Origin of the sequence: Methylobacterium sp. Leaf456 (assembly GCF_001425465.1) — a bacterium.
Lineage (GTDB): Bacteria > Pseudomonadota > Alphaproteobacteria > Rhizobiales > Beijerinckiaceae > Methylobacterium.
Genome location: NZ_LMQV01000043.1, coordinates 450,133 through 466,660, shown reverse-complemented (window position 1 = coordinate 466,660; position 16,528 = coordinate 450,133). Strand labels below are relative to the sequence as shown.

The 16,528-nt window shown below is 71.4% G+C and carries 11 protein-coding genes; 6 read left to right on the top strand and 5 right to left on the bottom strand.

Annotated elements, in window-relative coordinates:
• Positions 1 to 3: 3 nt before the first annotated feature.
• From ASG52_RS23635 to ASG52_RS23620, 4 genes are read right to left on the bottom strand one after another with little or no spacing between them, the layout of a single operon-like run.
• Positions 4 to 1,032 (bottom strand): Gfo/Idh/MocA family protein, encoded by a 1,029-nt coding sequence (locus tag ASG52_RS23635; RefSeq protein WP_056248647.1) that lies wholly within the window; start codon positions 1,030 to 1,032, stop codon positions 4 to 6.
• Positions 1,032 to 2,213 (bottom strand): class I SAM-dependent methyltransferase, encoded by a 1,182-nt coding sequence (locus ASG52_RS23630; RefSeq protein WP_056248646.1) that lies wholly within the window; start codon positions 2,211 to 2,213, stop codon positions 1,032 to 1,034. Before ASG52_RS23630 ends, ASG52_RS23635 begins: the two co-directional genes overlap by 1 nt.
• A gap of 28 nt (positions 2,214 to 2,241) precedes the next feature.
• Positions 2,242 to 3,162 (bottom strand): HD domain-containing protein, encoded by a 921-nt coding sequence (locus ASG52_RS23625; protein ID WP_056248642.1) that lies wholly within the window; start codon positions 3,160 to 3,162, stop codon positions 2,242 to 2,244.
• Positions 3,163 to 3,175: 13 nt separating this feature from the next.
• Positions 3,176 to 4,366, bottom strand: a complete 1,191-nt coding sequence (locus ASG52_RS23620; protein WP_056248639.1) for an inositol-3-phosphate synthase — start codon at positions 4,364 to 4,366, stop codon at positions 3,176 to 3,178.
• 310 nt (positions 4,367 to 4,676) lie between these two features.
• Between ASG52_RS23620 and ASG52_RS23615 the strand changes: the two genes are divergently transcribed.
• The 3 genes from ASG52_RS23615 (at position 4,677) to ASG52_RS23605 (ending at position 10,395) form a co-directional block, all read left to right on the top strand.
• Positions 4,677 to 5,795 (top strand): transglycosylase SLT domain-containing protein, encoded by a 1,119-nt coding sequence (locus tag ASG52_RS23615; RefSeq protein WP_056248635.1) that lies wholly within the window; start codon positions 4,677 to 4,679, stop codon positions 5,793 to 5,795.
• Positions 5,796 to 6,115: 320 nt separating this feature from the next.
• A complete protein-coding gene (locus ASG52_RS23610; protein ID WP_056248631.1) occupies positions 6,116 to 8,581 on the top strand; it encodes a PBP1A family penicillin-binding protein in 2,466 nt (821 codons plus the stop codon).
• A 116-nt stretch (positions 8,582 to 8,697) separates the two neighbouring features.
• Positions 8,698 to 10,395: a methyl-accepting chemotaxis protein gene (locus tag ASG52_RS23605; RefSeq protein ID WP_056248629.1), complete on the top strand. Its 1,698-nt coding sequence runs from the start codon at positions 8,698 to 8,700 to the stop codon at positions 10,393 to 10,395.
• Positions 10,396 to 10,490: 95 nt separating this feature from the next.
• On the opposite strand, the gene ASG52_RS23600 is transcribed toward ASG52_RS23605, so the two are convergent.
• Entirely contained in the window at positions 10,491 to 11,978 is a 1,488-nt protein-coding gene (locus ASG52_RS23600; protein WP_056248626.1) for an AMP nucleosidase, read from the bottom strand.
• 88 nt (positions 11,979 to 12,066) lie between these two features.
• Between ASG52_RS23600 and tsaA the strand changes: the two genes are divergently transcribed.
• The 3 genes from tsaA (at position 12,067) to ASG52_RS23585 (ending at position 16,522) form a co-directional block, all read left to right on the top strand.
• The gene (gene tsaA / locus ASG52_RS23595) at positions 12,067 to 12,567 is read left to right on the top strand and encodes a tRNA (N6-threonylcarbamoyladenosine(37)-N6)-methyltransferase TrmO (RefSeq protein ID WP_056248623.1); all 501 of its coding nucleotides are present in this window, start codon (positions 12,067 to 12,069) and stop codon (positions 12,565 to 12,567) included.
• A gap of 165 nt (positions 12,568 to 12,732) precedes the next feature.
• Positions 12,733 to 14,136 carry a cytochrome P450 gene (locus ASG52_RS23590; protein WP_056248620.1) on the top strand — a complete coding sequence of 468 codons (1,404 nt, stop codon included), beginning with the start codon at positions 12,733 to 12,735 and terminating at the stop codon, positions 14,134 to 14,136.
• Positions 14,126 to 16,522 carry a putative bifunctional diguanylate cyclase/phosphodiesterase gene (locus ASG52_RS23585; protein ID WP_082552711.1) on the top strand — a complete coding sequence of 799 codons (2,397 nt, stop codon included), beginning with the start codon at positions 14,126 to 14,128 and terminating at the stop codon, positions 16,520 to 16,522. The genes ASG52_RS23590 and ASG52_RS23585 overlap by 11 nt, the downstream gene beginning before the upstream one ends.
• The last annotated feature ends 6 nt before the right edge of the window (positions 16,523 to 16,528 follow it).

Below are 16,528 nucleotides of genomic sequence, written 5' to 3'. Positions count from 1 at the left end.
CCTTCAGGCCGCGTCGCGGCCCGCGGGCGTGCCGGCCGCCGCGTAGGCGCGGGCGATCAGGCGCATGGTGTGAAGGTCGCGCTCGGCGTCCCAGGCGGCGCGCAGGGCCGGCTCGCGCAGGGCGCGTCCGAAGGCGCGCACCTGTTCGAGGAAGGGCGAGGCGTCCGTGTCGAAGGGGATCGGCTGGCTCATGCCGGTCGCACCGTCGGTGAAGGTCACGGAGCCGCCCGCGGTCTGGCCCATCGTGTCGATGGCCGTGAGCAGGCCGCCCGTGCCGACCACTTCGAGGCGGCGGCGCGGCAGGGCGTCGGGGCAATTGTAGGCGACGTTGAGCTGAGCGAGCGCCCCGCCCTCGGTGCGGCCGATCAGCAAGGCGCCGTCATCGACCGCGTAATCCTGGGCGCGCGCCTGGGTCATGGCGGCGATCTCGACGAGGGGCTCGCCGAGGAGAAAATCGACGAGGTCGAGCCCGTGGGGCGCGAGATCCATCAGGGCGCCGCCCCCCGCCTGGGCCGGGTCGATGCGCCAGTTCGGCTGACCCTGAAACGAGGTCCAGGCCCGGTCGAGCCAGCAAGCGTAGACGATGCGGATCGCCGTCACGGTGCCGATGCGGCCGTCACGGATCGCCGCCCGCAGCGCCGCGTGGCCGGGGTGGTGGCGCTGGTCGAAGGCGGTGCCGTAGAAGGCGCCGGACTTGCGCACAGCCGCCGCCATAGCCTCGGCGTCGGAGAGCGTCGCCGCCATCGGCTTCTCGCAGAGCACCGCCTTGCCGGCCGCACACAACGCCTCGACGGCGCCGCGGTGGAGATGGTTCGGCGTCGCGACGTAGACCGCCTCGACCTCCGGCTCGGCGATCAGGCCGGCCAATTCCGCATGGGCGCGGGCGCCCTCGGCCTCGGCCGCCGCGCGCGACGCCTCGCCCGGATCGGCCACGGCGACGAGGCGATGTCCGGCGGCGCGGATGCCCGGCGCCATGTAGTCGCGGGCGACCCAGCCGTAGCCGACGATGCCCCAGCCGATGGGTTTCGCCATCACCAGCGCTCCGGCAGATCGACATATTCGCGCCGCCGCACCCGCTCGACCTCGGGCGCGTCGGGCTTGCCCTCCCAGGCGATGGCCTGCGGGCCCTGCGAATGCAGCGGATAGGTGGCTTGGTTCGCGTATTCCGCCTCGTAGCGGTCGGACGGCCAGCGGATGGCGAAACCGCCGTCCTCGGGGACGTAGAGTGGGTTGAGGTGGAGCTTCGCATCGGCCGGCGGCAGGGTGATGCCGTCGATCACCGCGCGCGGGGCCGGGCGCATGCCGGGGCCGGCGACCACCGAGAAGGCCTCGCAGGTCTTGAGATGGCCAGGCTCCTGCGGCTGCGGCGCGCGGGCCTCGACGAGGGCGCGGGTCAATTCGGCGTCGTCGTAGACTAGGGCGTCGGGAAACAGCTCCTCCACTTCGGCGGACGAGATCGCCTTGCCGGCGGAGAAGCCGGGACGGCCGCTGTTGTGGATGTGGCTGATGGCGAGCCAGCCCTCGTCGCCCGCGGTCTTGCGCAGGCAGGCGAGCACGCCGGGCTTGTCGTCGAGGAAGTAGAAGGCATCGTTGCAGATCACGAGATCGACCGGCGCCTCGGCGATCGGCCAGTGGGGCGAGGACGCGTCGAAGCAGACGAACTGGGCCTTGTCGCCGACGACCCAGTGGCTGGCGACCCAGAGCTTGGCGAACACCACGTCGCCGCCCGCGACCTTGACGCCGCGGCGGCGCAGTTCGCGCAGGTAATGGCCGATGCCGCAGGCGAGCTCGAACGCGCAGGCCGGCGCGTTCCAGTGGGCCTCCAGCAGGCTCAAGCCCGCGAGATAGGTCGGGTCCGACCAGCGGTTGACGAAGTAGTCGCCGACGCGGCCCCAGCCGAGGAGATCGACCGCCCCGCGCAGGGTCGTGGTCGCGCGCTCGGCCACCAGCCGGCGCAGGTCGTCCGGGTCGGCGGGCGGGCCGGTCCACCAATCGTCCTGATCGGCGAGCAGCAGGATCAGCGCCTCGTCCGCGCGGTCGGCGTCGAGGGCCTCATTCACGATCTTCACCAGCCGCTCGCGTCCGGTGCGAAGATACGGGATGCCGTCGATCACCGGCCAACGCTGGCCGGTCTCGACGTCGCGCAGGGCATGCGCGCCGTCGGGCTTCAGCCGATGGCCGGTCTCGGGCGAGAGCAGATCGAAGGGAATCATGACCGGGTGAGCCGGAGCGCGTTCTGTGTCACGGAATCCGCATATCGGTCAGCACGCGATCCTGGAAAGCCTTCACCGGTCCCGCATGGACCAGTTCCATCTCGCCGAGCACCGTGTCCATGGTCAGCGAGGCCGCCCGCAGGTGCTGGGCGATCTGCAGGATGCGGTCGATCGAGTCGGCGGCGTGGAAGGCGCGCCCCTCCGCGGTCGCGTCGTCGGGCAGCACCGCGCGGGCGGAGCGCACGGTCTCGCGGAGCGGCTGGTCCAGCTCGTCCAGCGCCCATTCCGAGCAGCGCGCGACGATCGGCCAGAGATGGTCGCCGAGCAGCATCTCGCCGGTGAAGCCGGCATCCGGCATCGCGGCATTGTGGAAGTGGTGCGCCATCGCGGCGAGGAACACCGTCGTCGGGTCGGCCCGGTAGAACGGACTGAGCAGGACGCCGTAGATAGCCACGACGAGGCAATGCTCGGCATGGTTCTCCGGCGGCTCCAACAGGATGCGCGGCTTGCCCGGACAGGTGACGCCCGCCCGCGGCTGCTGTGCCAGCGCGCCGATGAAGCCCGGCACCGGGCCGGCCCGGAGTTCGGCCGGATGGCGCAGGGCCTCCCGCAACTGCTCGCGGAGCGCCGGATCGACCGACTCGGTGACCGCATCGAGCCCCGCCACGAGGATGGCGGAGGCTTGGGCATCCTCCAAGCCGACGGCGGCGAGAAAGGCCGCGTCGAGGTCGCAGAGCCGCGCGGCGGCGAGCGCCTTGGCGGTGATGTCGAGGGCGACCGTCTCAGGCGACGTGCCGCCGACGAGCGCCGACCACCCTTGCGCGAACAGCCGCTCGGCGATGGAGCCGTCGCAGCCGGCCGAGCGGACGCGCTTCAGGTCGCCGAGCTCGACCAGGAGGTCCCGCAGCGCCAGGGGCGCCGCGGGACCGGTCTCGGAGAAACCCGCCATGGGCGAGGCTTCCTCAGTGCACGCCCAGCCAGTCGAACAGCATCCGCTGCTGCTTGCCGAAATCGTGCTCCGGGCCGTGGCCGTTCTTGACCATCGGCGCCTTGAAGAAGGTCGAGAGCTGCTCCTGCACGCCACCGTCGCCGCGGGTCTTGGCGAGGTCGAGAACGCGGGCGATCTCGATCACGAGCGGGGCGGCCAGGATCGAGTCCTTGCAGAGGAAGTTGACCTTGATCTGCATCCGCTGGCCCATGAAGCCGGTGACGTCGATGTTGTCCCAGGCTTCCTTGTCGTCGCCGCGCGGGCGGTAATAGTGGATGTGGACCAGATGGTCCTCGACCGGATAGCCGAGGATCGAGTCGAGCACCGTGCCCTTGGTGTTGAGCTTCGACTGGAGCGAGTCCTTGTCGTTGAGCGCCAGACCGTCGCGGTTGCCGAGGATGTTGGTCGAGAACCAGCCGTCGACGTGGAGCGAGCGGGCCTTCAGGGCCGGGGCCAGCACCGTCTTCATCATGGTCTGGCCGGTCTTGCCGTCCTTGCCGGCGACCGGGACGTTCAGTTCGCGGGCGAGTTCCATGAGCGCCGGCACGTCGGCGGCGACGGACGGGGTGAAGTTGGCGTAGGGCACGCCGCTCTTGATCGCCGCATAGGCATAGAGCATCGCGGGCGAGATCGACTCGTCGCTCGAATCCAGGCCCTTCTCGAAGGCGTCGGCCGAGTTGAGCGTCGCCGCGGACAGGTCGGGCCAGCGCTCGGTCGAGGCGAGGTTCACGACCACGACGTCGTCGAGGTTGCTCTCCTTGCGGAAGCGGTTGAGGTCGTTGGCGATGACCGAGACGGCCTCGCGGTGGTCCTTGGCGACGATGCGGTTTCCGCCGTCGATGTTCTTGCAGAACTTGGCCGAACCGACGGCGGGCCAGGGGGTGATGCCCTTGAGCGCCTGGGCGCCGTTCTCGATGTCCTGGTTGGACAGCACGCCGTGGCCGGTGGCGGCGGAGGCGAGGTCGTCGCCGTTCAGGTCCCAGCCGCCGAAGACGAGATCCTTGTAATCGGCCATGCCCGGCACGGGCACGCCCGCGAGCGGCAGGCCGTCCAGACGGTTCGAGCCCGACTTGATCGTCTCGATGCCGGCGATGGCGGTCGTGGCGACCGCACCGCCCATGCCGACGAACGCCACTCCGACGCGTCGACCGGTCTGAATGCCCATGAACCCGACTTTCTGCTGTGGTGGCGCAGGCGCCTTAGGATGAGCCCTAACTGGTGACCGCGCAGCCCATGACAACTGTGGCCTAGCTAGTGCGTTCCGGAGACGGACCTGCCTTGTTTGACGCAGGGCGATGTCGCGGGCCGCGGCGCGAAATCGTTAAAACATCGTAAACACAGTCGCTTAACGTCCCATTAACGCGACCACGTTTGGATCACGGGGTGGTCCCATTGTGGTCACACCCGGCGGTGAAACACTCCGCCGTCAAAAGAAGCCCGGCCGAAAAGAACGCCGAGGCAAAAAAGGAAGACCGATGGGGGTTTACCCGGAGCCGGCGCTCTGCGCCGACGACGTGAGCCGACTCGTGCCTTGCGGGTCGCTCGCCAGCGCAGACGCGGTCACCGGCCGCGCCACCTCTCGGGCGGGTTCCGCCGCCCGCCTCTCGCTCGCTCTCTTCGCGGGTCTCGCCCTGCTCTCCGCTCCGCGCGCCGCGGACGCCTACGAGAGCGCGATCACCACCTCGATCCCGGCGCTGGTTCGCGCCGACCTCCGCCCCGCCGACGCCGAGCCCGAATGGGGCGGCTCCGCCCTCCTCGGTCAGGACGACACCGTATCGACCCCGGCCGCTCGGGTGCAGGGCGCGATGGGCGCCCCCCGCGACGGCGACGACGACGTGCTGCGCTTCGGCGACATGAGCGTGCCGCGCGATCTCGTGGCCACCATCGTTCGGGCCTCCGAGGCCACCGGCGTCGATCCGGTCTACATGATGGCGCTCGCCGACAAGGAATCCAGCTTCGACACCGACGTGAAGTCCTCCGCCTCCTCGGCGCAGGGGTTGTTCCAGTTCGTCACCGGCACGTGGCTGGAGATGATCCGCACCTACGGCGCCCGCTACGGGCTGGAGGCGGAGGCCGCCGCGGTGAAGGGCCATGGCGGCGGCATCACGATTTCCGACGCCGGAATGCGCAAGCGGGTGCTGGCGTTGCGCAACGACCCGTTCGTCTCCGGCCTGATGGCGGGCGAGCTGATCAAGCGCGACCGCGCCCGCATCGAGGCCCGGATCGGCCGGGCGCTCAAGACCACCGAACTCTACCTCGCCCACTTCCTCGGCACGGCCAGCGCGGGCAAGTTCCTGTCGCTCAGCGCCGACGATCCGGACAAGGTCGCCCAGAAGGTCTTTGGCCGCGCCGCGCGGGCCAACCGCTCGATCTTCACGGCCAAGGCCGGCGGCAAGCGCCGCAGCCTGACGGTCGCCGAGGTGCACGAGCGGCTCGACGGCATGATCGACCAGCGCATGAGCCAGTACCAGGCCATCGCCGAACTCGCCGGCCAGACGCAGGAGCAGGCGGTCGCTGACACCCCGATCCTCGACGCCCGCCTCCGGCTCGACGGCGCGGTGGCGCCGGGGCTCACGACGCGGACGATCCAGTAACGGCGTCCGGCTGATCGCGCCGATACCCGCGCATCCAATGAAAGCCCAACGTCCGGCCGGCGCAAGCCTGCCGGATTTGGCGGTCTTCGAGAGCAGCGCCAGCGGCACCGCCTTCATCGAATCGGCCTCCCGGTTCCGCTCGGGCGATGTCGCAACGCCACGAGGGCAACGAAGACCGCTCGGCCGTGTCCTTCCGGCCACCCGGTCCGTGCCTTCGCGATCGCGGCGTCCGCGGCCGTAGCCCGAAGCCCGCCCCCTCCGCTAAGGTCGCTCCGGGAAGTCACTGAGCGGGCGGAGCGAACGGGCGTGAACGGGTCTCGATGACGGCGCAGGGACCGGACAACCCCGACGGCGCGGGACGCGGGCGCAACGACGCGCAGGACGCCGCCCGCGAGGCGGCGCGGACCGCGGGCCTGCTCGCCCGCCAACTCGGGCGGCTGGCCGGCAGCGCCGGGCGCAGCCTGTGGCAGCAGAGCCGCGACGCGGCGCAGCGGACGGCCAACGCGGCCGGCCCGGCGCTTCGGCGCGAGCGCGGACCTGCACCGACACCGGTGCCGACGGCCGCCCCCGAGCCGGCCCCGGCCCGCGCCGGCTTCCTCACCCGCCTGCGCCGCCGGCCCGCCCTCGCTTTGGCGATCTTCGCCGTTCTGGTCCCCGTGGTGGTGCTTGGGGCTTACGTGCTCGCCGCCTTCGCGACGCTGCCGCCGCTCGGCGGGGTGGCGCCGGAGGCCGGGCAGCGGGCGCTGGTGGTCGAGGCCGACGACGGCCGCACCTTCGCCACCCGCGGCGTCTTCCAGGGCGAGAAGCTCACGGAAAAGACCCTGCCGCCGCGGCTCGCCGAGGCCATCGTGGCGATCGAGGACCGGCGCTTCTACAGCCACTGGGGCATCGACCCGCGCGGGCTTTTTCGCGCGCTCTGGCGCAACGCCACCGGCGGCGGCGTGCGCGAGGGCGGCTCGACCATCACGCAGCAATATGCCCGCCTGACCTCGCTCAATCAGGAGAAGACGCTCCGGCGCAAGATCCAGGAGGCGTTCCTGGCGCTCCGCCTGGAGAGCACGCTGTCGAAGCCGGAAATCCTCGTCGGCTATCTCAACACCGCCTATTTCGGCGCGGGCGCCTACGGGGCGGACGCGGCGGCGCGGCGCTATTTCGGCCACGGCGCGCAGGGGCTGACGCTCCCCGAGGCCGCGATGCTGGCGGGCCTCGTGCGGGCGCCCTCGCAGCTCGCCCCCACCCGCAACTTCGGCGGCGCCAAGGAGCGGGCCGACCTCGTGCTCCAGGCGATGGTCGAGACCGGCGCGATCAGCCAGGCGGAGGCCGACAAGGCACGCAAGGAGAAGCTCACGCTCCACACGCCCTCCGAGACGCCGCCGGGCACCAACTACTATCTCGACGCGCTCCAGGCCGACGTGCGCCGCCTGACGACGGAGACCGGCGACGTCACCGTGCGCTCGACCCTCAACCTCGATCTCCAGAGCCTCGCCGAGGGCGTGCTCGCCCGCCGTCTCGATGCGGAAGGGGCGAAGAAGAAGGTGAGCCAGGGGGCACTCGTGGCGCTGGCGCCCGACGGCGCCGTGCTCGCGATGGTGGGCGGGCGCGACTACGAGGACAGCCAGTTCAACCGCGCGACCCAGGCCAAGCGGCAAGCGGGCTCGCTGTTCAAGCTGTTCGTCTACCTCGCGGCCTACCAGAAGGGCTATTTCCCCGACAGCGTGCTGGTCGATCGCCCGACCCAGATCGGCGAGTGGGAGCCGCAGAACTCCAACAACCGCTTCCGCGGGGCGCTGCCGCTGCGCTCCGCCTTCGCGCTCTCGGTCAACACCATCGCAGCGCAGCTCGGCGACGAGGTCGGCATGCCGGCCGTCATCGCCGAGGCGCGCCGGCTCGGGGTGCAGACCGACCTGCCCAACGTGCCGAGCCTTGCACTCGGCTCCGCCGACGTGACGCTGACCGACATGACCCGCGCCTATGCCGGGGTGCTCGGGCCGGGCGTGCCGGTCGAGCCCTATCTCGTGCGCGCCGTGAAGGGCGGGCCGCCGCAGCCGCTCTACCAGCGCAGCGCGCCGAAGCCGGGGGCGGCGATGGACGCGCAGGTGCAGACCATGATCCTCGACTCGCTCCAGGCGGTGGTGGATTCGGGCACCGGCAAGGCCGCGCGGGTCAACGGCGTCGCGGTCGGCGGCAAGACCGGCACCAGCCAGGACTTTCGCGATGCGTGGTTCGTCGGGCTGACGCCGGACATGATCGTCGGCGTCTGGGTCGGCAACGACGACAATGCGCCGATGAACAAGGTCACCGGCGGCGACATCCCGGCCCGCGTGTTCCACGACTTCGTCGAGCGTGCTCAGAAGGTGCTGAAGGGGCGCAAACGCCCGACGCCGTCGGCGGCACGCGGCGAGACTGTTGCGGCGAACGCGGTCGCCCCGCCGCCACCGCCCACGCCCCCTGCCTCGATCCCGACCAACGCCGGGCCGGAGGTGCGCGGCGTGCCGGAGGTGGTCGATACCGGCACGCTGTCGATCCGCGGACGCACGGTGCGGCTGCTCGGCGTCGTCGGCGAGCGGGGCGCGCTCGCCCGCCAGCTCGCCCGCTACCTGCGGCGGCGCGAGGTGGTGTGCTCGGGCGATGCCGAGATGCGCTGCCGCCTCGACGGCGACGACCTCGCGGCGCTCATCGTCACCGCGGGCGGGGCGCGCGCCACCGAGGACGCGCCGCCCGACCTCGTCGAGGCGGAAGATCAGGCCCGCGCCGAGCGGGCCGGCCTGTGGCAGCGGGAGCGGTGAGCGGCGGCGGCCGTTTCGACCCGAGGAGGGGCGCCGAAAGCGGCCGCCCGTAAGTCGAACTTAACCCAAGTGAATAATTCTCGCCTAACATCCGTGTGATCCCTGAGGCCACGCCCGTGAAGCTTGTCGCCAACACCCGCATTCTCCTGAAGGTCGCCCTGCCGCTCGGCCTCCTCGTCGCGACGTCGATCGGCTCCGTCATCTATGCCAGCCGGACGCTCGACAGCCTCGGCGAACAGACCCGCCACCTGACCGACATCCAGACGGCGCGCCAGGAGAACATCCTGAAGACGCAGATCGCCATCACCGAGGCGACGATCCAGAACCGCAACATCATCATCGAGACCGACGGCTCGAAGATGAGCACCTACAAGGCGCGCCAGGATGCGGCGATCCAGGCGGCCTACGGATCAATCAACCGGCTGATCGACCTCTCCGACGAGCCGCAGCGCATGGCCACCAATCGGGCGATGCTCCAGTCGGCGCAGTCCTTCTTCGGCATCCTGAGCCGCTCGACCGATCTTGGCCTGCGCAACGAGGCCGCCGCGGCGATGAAGATCGCCCAGGAGGAGGCCTCGCCCGCCCGCGCCAAGCTGCGCGAGATGGTGGACACACGGATCAAGACGATCAGCGAGGAGATGCAGGCCGAGAAGCAGGCGGCGCTCGGCGAGACGGCGCGCACCAAGACGATCCTGATCGCGGGCTCGGGGCTGGCCCTGCTGCTCGCCCTCGCGCTCGCCGCCGCCATCGTAGTGTTCGGCATCACCCGCCCGCTCGGGCGCCTCGTCGGCGTGCTGCGGCGGATGGCGCAGGGCGAGATCGACGCGGACCTGCCCGAGGCGCGCCGCGGCGACGAGATCGGGCAGGTCGGCCAAGCCGTCGAGCGGATCAAGGACATGGTCGCCCGCAAGGCCGCCGAGGAGGCGGAGCTGCGCCACATCGCCGACGCGGCGGCCGCCGCCGAGCGCAAGCGCACGATGATCGAACTCGCCGACGGCTTCGAGCGGGCGGTGGGCAGCATCGTCGGCATGGTGTCGTCGTCGGCCACCGAGCTTCAGGCCACCGCCTCGACCATGACCGCGACGGCGACCGAGACCGCGAGCCAGGCCGGAACCGTCGCGGCCGCCGCGGAAGAGGCCGCCGCCAACGTCAACACCGTCGCGGCGGCCGCGGAAGAACTCGGCGCCTCGGTCGCCGAGATCGGCCGGCAGGTGTCGAGCTCCGCCGACCTCGCCCAGGCGGCAGTCGCGGAATCGGGCAACACCTCGGCCCTGGTGCAGGAACTCGACGGGGCGGTGGCCCGCATCGGCGACGTAGTCGGCCTGATCTCCTCGATCGCCGGTCAGACCAATCTTCTGGCCTTGAACGCCACCATCGAGGCGGCGCGCGCGGGCGAGGCCGGTCGCGGCTTCGCGGTGGTGGCCGCGGAAGTGAAGGAACTCGCGACGCAGACCGCGCGGGCGACGGAAGAAATCTCGCAGCAGATCGGCCGCATCCAGGGCGCGACCGGTCAGGCGGTCACGGCCATCGGCGGCATCGCGACGCGCATCCGCGACATCGACGCGGTGGCCTCTTCCATCGCCGCGGCGGTGGAGGAGCAAGGGGCGGCGACGCAGGAGATCGTCCGCAACGTGGCCCAGGCCTCGGCCGGCGCTTCCGAGGTCACCGGCAACATCACCGGCGTCGCGGGCGCGGCGGAGGAGACGGGTGCCGCGGCGGCGCAGGTGCTGGGCGCGGCGGGTGAACTCTCGCGCCAGTCCGAGCAGCTGCGCGCGGAGGTCGGGCGCTTCCTGGCGACCGTGCGGGCGGCCTGATCGCATCGAAGACCGCCGCATCTCCTCTCCCCGCATGCGGGGAGAGGAGATGCGCGCGATGCCGGGGCGATCAACCGAAGCCTTCGAGCCGCCCCTTACCGGAACGGCGGCTCGTCGAAACTCCGGAGCTTGCGCGAGTGCAGCCCGGCCCGGTCGGCGCGCAGTGTGTCGAGGGTGGCGAGCCCGATCTCGAGATGTTCCGCCACCGCCCGCTCGTAGAAGGCGCTGGCCGAGCCCGGCAGCTTGATTTCGCCGTGGAGCGGCTTGTCGGAGACGCAGAGCAAAGTCCCGTAGGGCACCCGCAGGCGAAAGCCCTGAGCCGCGATGGTGCCGCTCTCCATGTCGACGGCGATGGCCCGCGACAGGTTGATCGGCCGCCGCTCCTGGCTGAAGCGAAGCTCCCAGTTGCGGTCGTCGTAGGTCACGACCGTGCCGGTGCGCAGACGCCGCTTCAGGGCCTCGGCCCGCTCGCCGGTCACCGCGGCGGCGGCCGATTGCAGGGCGATCTGAACCTCGGCCAAAGCCGGCACCGGAATGTCGGGCGGCACGAGGTCGTCGAGGATGCGGTCGCGGCGGAGATAGCCATGCGCCAGCACGTAGTCGCCGATGGTCTGCGACTGGCGAAGCCCGCCGCAATGGCCGACCATCAGCCAGCAATGCGGGCGCAAAACCGCGAGATGGTCGGTGATGGTCTTGGCGTTGGAGGGGCCGACGCCGATGTTGACCAGCGTCGTGCCTTGCGGCGCCCCGTCGGCCCCGCGGGAGACGAGATGGTAGGCCGGCATCTGGAAGCGGTGCCAGGGGGAGGCGGCGATCAGCGCCTCCGGGTCGGCGCCCGCGGCATCCCCTTGGCGCACCACCACGCCGCCCGGCAGGACGAGCCGTTCCCCCTCGCCCGCCGCCAGCCGGTCGAGGGCGTGGCGGACGAAGTTGTGGACGTAGCGGTGGTAGTTGGTGAGCAGGATCCAGGGCTGGATCTCGCTCCAGTCCGAGCCCGTATAATGGACGAGGCGGCGCAGCGAGTAATCGGTGCGGATGCCGTCGAACAGGGCGAGCGGGCGCGGCTCGCCGGGCTCCTCCCGCCATAGGCCGTCGGCGACCTCGTCGCCGACCACCGAGAGCAGGGGCACCGGGAACAGGGCGGCGAGGTCACTCGCGCTGACGCCGCTGCCGCCGAGATCGGTGCCGGGCTCGACCACGTAGGGGTAGGGAATCTCCTGGGCCGAGAGCCCGACCTCGATCGCCGCGCCGTAATCGCGCACCAGCGGGCGAAGCTGCTCCAGCAGGTAGGCGCGGAAATAGCCCGGCTGGGTCAGGGTGGTCGAATAGACCCCCGGCGCCTGGAACTTGGCGGTCGCCCGCTCGAGCCGCGGCAGCGGCCCGGCGGGCTGGTAGGTCAGGCGCAGTTCGGGATAGCGGAATTGCAGCCGCTCGGCCGGGCTCGGCGGCTCGCGGGTGTCGAGGTAGCGGGCGAGCGCCGTCTGGAGCGCCCGCGTCGCGCCCGCATGCAGCGCCTCCAGCCGCTCCACGGCCTCCTCCGGATCGGCAATCGCCTCCATCGGCCGCAACTCGTCGCTGACCATGCGCCCTCCCCCTCAGTGGTGTGGGCCTCTACATCGGCGCCAGCGCAGCGGCGGGCAAGCCAGTTCAGCACGGATGCGAGGAGACGGGATGCACGAGCAAGCCGAACGCCGCCCCGGCGAGGAGACGGTCGAACTCCCCGAGAGTTACGATGCCGGGCTCTACTTCATCGGCCGGGTCCGCACGCCCTGGCTCGCCCGAGCCGAGTGCCCGAAGAACGGGCGCCAGACCGACGCGGTCTGCACATTGGAGGTCGATGCGCCCTACCGCCCCGGCCTCCAGAACGTGAACGGGGCGACCCACCTGATCGTGCTCTACTGGATGGACCGGGCCGCCCGCGACCTCGTGCGCCAGCATCCGCGCCACGCCGAGGGCAGCCGCGGCACCTTCTCGCTGCGCTCGCCCGCCCGCCCGAACCCGATCGCGCTCTCGGTAGTCGAGCTTCTGGGCATCGAGGACGGCACTGTGCGCGTGCGCGGGCTCGATTGCATCGACGGCACGCCGCTCCTCGACATCAAGCCCTACTACGCCACCACCGACAGCCGCCCGGAGGCGCAGGTCGATCGCGCCGGTACGGTGGCCAAGGCTTGAACGGCGAAGATGTCGCACTGCGCCGACAGCATTCGACCACCACCCCATCATCTGATGGTTAATTCATCGAAGAACTGTCAACCAACAACCTCAACGATGAAGAACAGGGCCAATTAAGGCATTCTTTATGTTTGGGGCAGCTACTGAACGCCATCGGAGGGAGCGATGGCATCGGCATCGACCACATTCCGTCTCTGCGACCAGCGCCCGTCCTCGTTGAAGGGCACGCTCGCCGAGGCCCTGACGGTGCCGCCCCTGCTGGCGACGATGCTGCGCAGCATGATCGAGGCGTGGCCGGAGGAGGTGTACGCGCAGCCCGCCGTCGCCACCCGCTTCCTCGGCCGGCGCACCACCTTCGTCTGCGAGCCGCAACTGATCCGTAGTCTGTTGGTCGATCAGTCCGACGCGCTGGAGCGCGAGACCTTCATGCTGCGGGCGCTCGCGCCCGCGCTGGGGCGCGGCATCCTCACGGCGGACGGTGCGTTCTGGCGCGGGCAACGGCGGACCGCGGCGCCGATGTTCCGGCCCGACCGCATCCGAGGCTTCGTCCCGGCCATCGCGGCGGCAGCGGAGGCCGGGCGGGCGCGCTGGCAGGCGGCCGCCAAAGCCGATGCCCCGGCCGCCGACATCCTGCCGGAGCTGATGCGCACCGCCTTCGAGATCATCGTCGCCACCATGATCTCGGGCGATTCCGAGATGCAGGTCGGCCCCTTCGGCCGGGCGATCGACGACTACCTGTCGCAGACGCAGTGGAAGATCGCGCTCGCCCATCTCGGCGCGCCGGAATGGATGCCGCATCCGGGCGCCCGCCGGGGTGCGGCCGCCGCGCGCTTCCTGCGCCGGGAGACCGCCCGCACCGTCGCCCGGCGCAGGGCCCGCGGCGAGCCGGGCCGCGATCTGCTCGGATTGCTGCTGGAGGCGCGCGATCCTGAAACCGGGCTCGGCCTGCCCGAAGACGCACTGATCGACAACCTCCTCACCTTCGTCGCCGCAGGACACGAGACGACGGCCTTGGCGCTCGCCTGGACCCTGCGGCTGGTCGCCGACCGCCCCGAGGTCGAGGCACGGATGCTCGCCGAGATCGCCGCGCTTCCCGCCCCGCTCGCCGAGAACCCGGACGGGGTCGAGCGCCTGACCTACACCCGGCAGGTGCTGATGGAATCGATGCGCCTCTATCCGCCCGCCCCCCTGATCGTACGCCGCGCGACGGCCGAGGTGCGCCTCGGCGAGGCGCGGATTCCGGCGGGCGAATCGATCCACGTGCCGGTCTACGCGCTCCATCGCAACCGGGCCCTGTGGGACCGGCCCGACGCCTTCGATCCCGACCGCTTCGCCCCGGCGATCCATGCGGGCCGCGACCGCTACGCCTACCTCCCGTTCGGCGCCGGCCCGCGGGTCTGCATCGGCATGGGGCTCGCGCTCACCGAATGCCTCGTGGTGCTGGCCACCCTGCTGCCGGCCCTGCGCTTCGTGCCGGAGCGGGCCGAGATGCCGGAGGCGCAGTTCCGGGTCACCCTGCGGCCCCGCGGCGGCATCCCGATGCGGGTGGTGGCGCGCCATGCCGGGTGACGCCATGCGGGAGCGGGACGGTGAGAAGGGCGGCTGGCTCGCGCGCCGGCTGCTTTGGGCTGTGGCCGAGGCGCCGCCGGAGCGCTACCGGCTCCAGGTCCGGGCCGACCTTCTCGACGAGACCCTGAAGCTCGCCAACATCTCCGCGGTCACGCATTTCGCCGTGGCGGTGGTGCTCCCGATCCTGTTCTGGGACACCGCGTCGCGGCTCTACCTCGCCGGGTTGTTCGCCGTCGTCACGATGATCATCGGACTGACCCTCTACACCAACCGGCTCTACCGCCGCCGCTATGCCGACGGGGTGTCGGAGGTCGGCGTCGCGCTCGGCTACCGCATCTCGGCGGGGCTGGCGCTCGCCCTCGGGCTCACCTGGGCGACGATGCCGATCATGCTGTTCGCGCCCGCCAGCAATGACCAGCGCCTGATCATCGTCGCCACCGCCGCCGGGCTGATCTCGGATGCCTACGTGGTCGGGCCGCTGCTCTCGGTCTCGTTCCTGTTCGCGGTGCCGCTGATCCTCGGCAGCTTCGTCGGGCTCGCCCGCTCAGGGGAAGGGATCGCGCTGAGCATCGGCGTGCTGCTCGTCGTCTACGCGATCTTCGTGCTGGCGAGCGTCGCGCGGATGAGCCGGCTGTCGCTGGAGCGCATCCACGACCGCGTGCGCGTCGAGGACCAGGGCCAGACCATCGGCCTCCTGCTCAACGAGTTCGAGGCCAACACCAGCGACTGGCTGTGGGAGACCGACGAGGCGGGCGGGCTCCAGCACGTCTCGGCCCGGATGGCGCAGGCGCTCGGGCGCACGGAGGAGGACCTGCACTCGACCTCGCTCGCCACCCTGCTCGGCGGCGGCGCACCGGGCGACGACGGCATGGCCGAGATCCTGGCGTGCCTCGCCGCCCGCGAGCCGTTCCGCGAGAAACTCGTGGCCTTCACCGAGGGCGAGGGCCTGCGCTGGCTGCGGCTCAGCGGCAAGCCGTTCCAGGACCGGCGCGGCGCCTTCGCGGGCTTCCGCGGGGTCGGCTCGGACGTGACCGCGAGCCGGGCCGCCGAGGAGCGGATCGCCTATCTCGCCACCCGCGACGCACTGACCGGCCTGTCGAACCGGGCGGTGTTCCGCGACATCGCGCAGACCGCGTGCCGCGCGGCCGCCGCGCCCGGCGGCACCCCGAAGAGCCTGCTCTATCTCGACCTCGACGGGTTCAAGCTCGTCAACGACAGCGCCGGCCACGGCGCGGGCGACGCGCTTCTCCGGCAGGTGGCCGACCGCATCCGCGCCGTCACCGCCGCCGCGCCCTCGGCCCACGGCTTCCGGCTGGGCGGGGACGAGTTCGCGATCCTGCATCGCGGCCCCGTCGAGGCGGCGGAAGCCCTGGCGCAGGCCTGCGTCGCGGCGCTCGGCGAGCCCTACTGGATCGACGGCGTGCGCGCCGAGATCGGCGTCAGCGTCGGCCTCGCCCACGCGCCCCGCGACGCCACCGATCCCGAGAGCCTGCTGCGCAAGGCCGATCTCGCCCTCTACACCGCCAAGGAATCCGGCAAGGGCCGCTGGCACGCCTTCGACGCCAGCCTGGAGCGGCGCGCCCAGCGCCACCGCGAACTCGACGCGGCGATGCGCCCGGCGCTCGAGAACGGCGAGATGGCCTTGCACTACCAGCCGCTGGTGAGCCTCGCCGACGAGCATGTGGTCGGCTTCGAAGCGCTGCTGCGCTGGACCCGGCCGGGCGAGGGCGCGGTCTCTCCGGCCGAGACGGTGCCGATCGCCGAGAGCACCGGCTTCGTCATCGAGATCGGCCGCTGGGCCCTGCGGACCGCCTGCGCCGAGGCGGCGGGCTGGCCCGAAGCCTTGCGGGTCGCGGTCAACATCTCCTCGATCCACTTCCGCCTGCCGGGCTTCGTCGCCGAGGTCGAGGCGGCGTTGCAGGCGACCGGGCTGGCCCCCAACCGCCTGGAGATCGAGATCACCGAGACGATCTTCCTCGGGAGCACGCCCAGCGTCATCGAGAACCTGCGCCGCCTGCGGGCCTCGGGCGTGCGCATCGCCCTCGACGATTTCGGCACCGGCTTCTCGTCGCTGAGCTACCTGACCCAGTTTCCCGTCGACAAGATCAAGATCGACCGTGCCTTCGTGCGCGACCTGATTCACCGCCGCGAATGCCTCACGGTGATCGAGGCGATCATGGTCATCGCCCGCGATCTGGCCATCGACGTGACGGTGGAGGGCGTCGAGACGGTGCAGCAGGCCGAGTTGCTGCGGCTCAAGCGCTGCAACAGCGCGCAAGGCTTCCTCTACAGCCCGGCTCGGCCCGCGCGGGAGGTGCCGGGATTGATCGAGAGCATCCCGCTCAAGGCCCGGCGGGCGCTGCCGCCGCAGGCGAGCGCGGCCTGAGGGCCC

What these genes read in the sequence shown, in the direction of transcription:
- ASG52_RS23635 (WP_056248647.1), bottom strand. Translation starts at nt 1,032, where the DNA reads ATGGCGAAACCCATCGGCTGGGGCATCGTCGGCTACGGCTGGGTCGCC.
- ASG52_RS23630 (WP_056248646.1), bottom strand. Translation starts at nt 2,213, where the DNA reads ATGATTCCCTTCGATCTGCTCTCGCCCGAGACCGGCCATCGGCTGAAG.
- ASG52_RS23625 (WP_056248642.1), bottom strand. Translation starts at nt 3,162, where the DNA reads ATGGCGGGTTTCTCCGAGACCGGTCCCGCGGCGCCCCTGGCGCTGCGG.
- ASG52_RS23620 (WP_056248639.1), bottom strand. Translation starts at nt 4,366, where the DNA reads ATGGGCATTCAGACCGGTCGACGCGTCGGAGTGGCGTTCGTCGGCATG.
- ASG52_RS23615 (WP_056248635.1), top strand. Translation starts at nt 4,677, where the DNA reads ATGGGGGTTTACCCGGAGCCGGCGCTCTGCGCCGACGACGTGAGCCGA.
- ASG52_RS23610 (WP_056248631.1), top strand. Translation starts at nt 6,116, where the DNA reads ATGACGGCGCAGGGACCGGACAACCCCGACGGCGCGGGACGCGGGCGC.
- ASG52_RS23600 (WP_056248626.1), bottom strand. Translation starts at nt 11,978, where the DNA reads ATGGTCAGCGACGAGTTGCGGCCGATGGAGGCGATTGCCGATCCGGAG.
- tsaA (WP_056248623.1), top strand. Translation starts at nt 12,067, where the DNA reads ATGCACGAGCAAGCCGAACGCCGCCCCGGCGAGGAGACGGTCGAACTC.
- ASG52_RS23590 (WP_056248620.1), top strand. Translation starts at nt 12,733, where the DNA reads ATGGCATCGGCATCGACCACATTCCGTCTCTGCGACCAGCGCCCGTCC.
- ASG52_RS23585 (WP_082552711.1), top strand. Translation starts at nt 14,126, where the DNA reads ATGCCGGGTGACGCCATGCGGGAGCGGGACGGTGAGAAGGGCGGCTGG.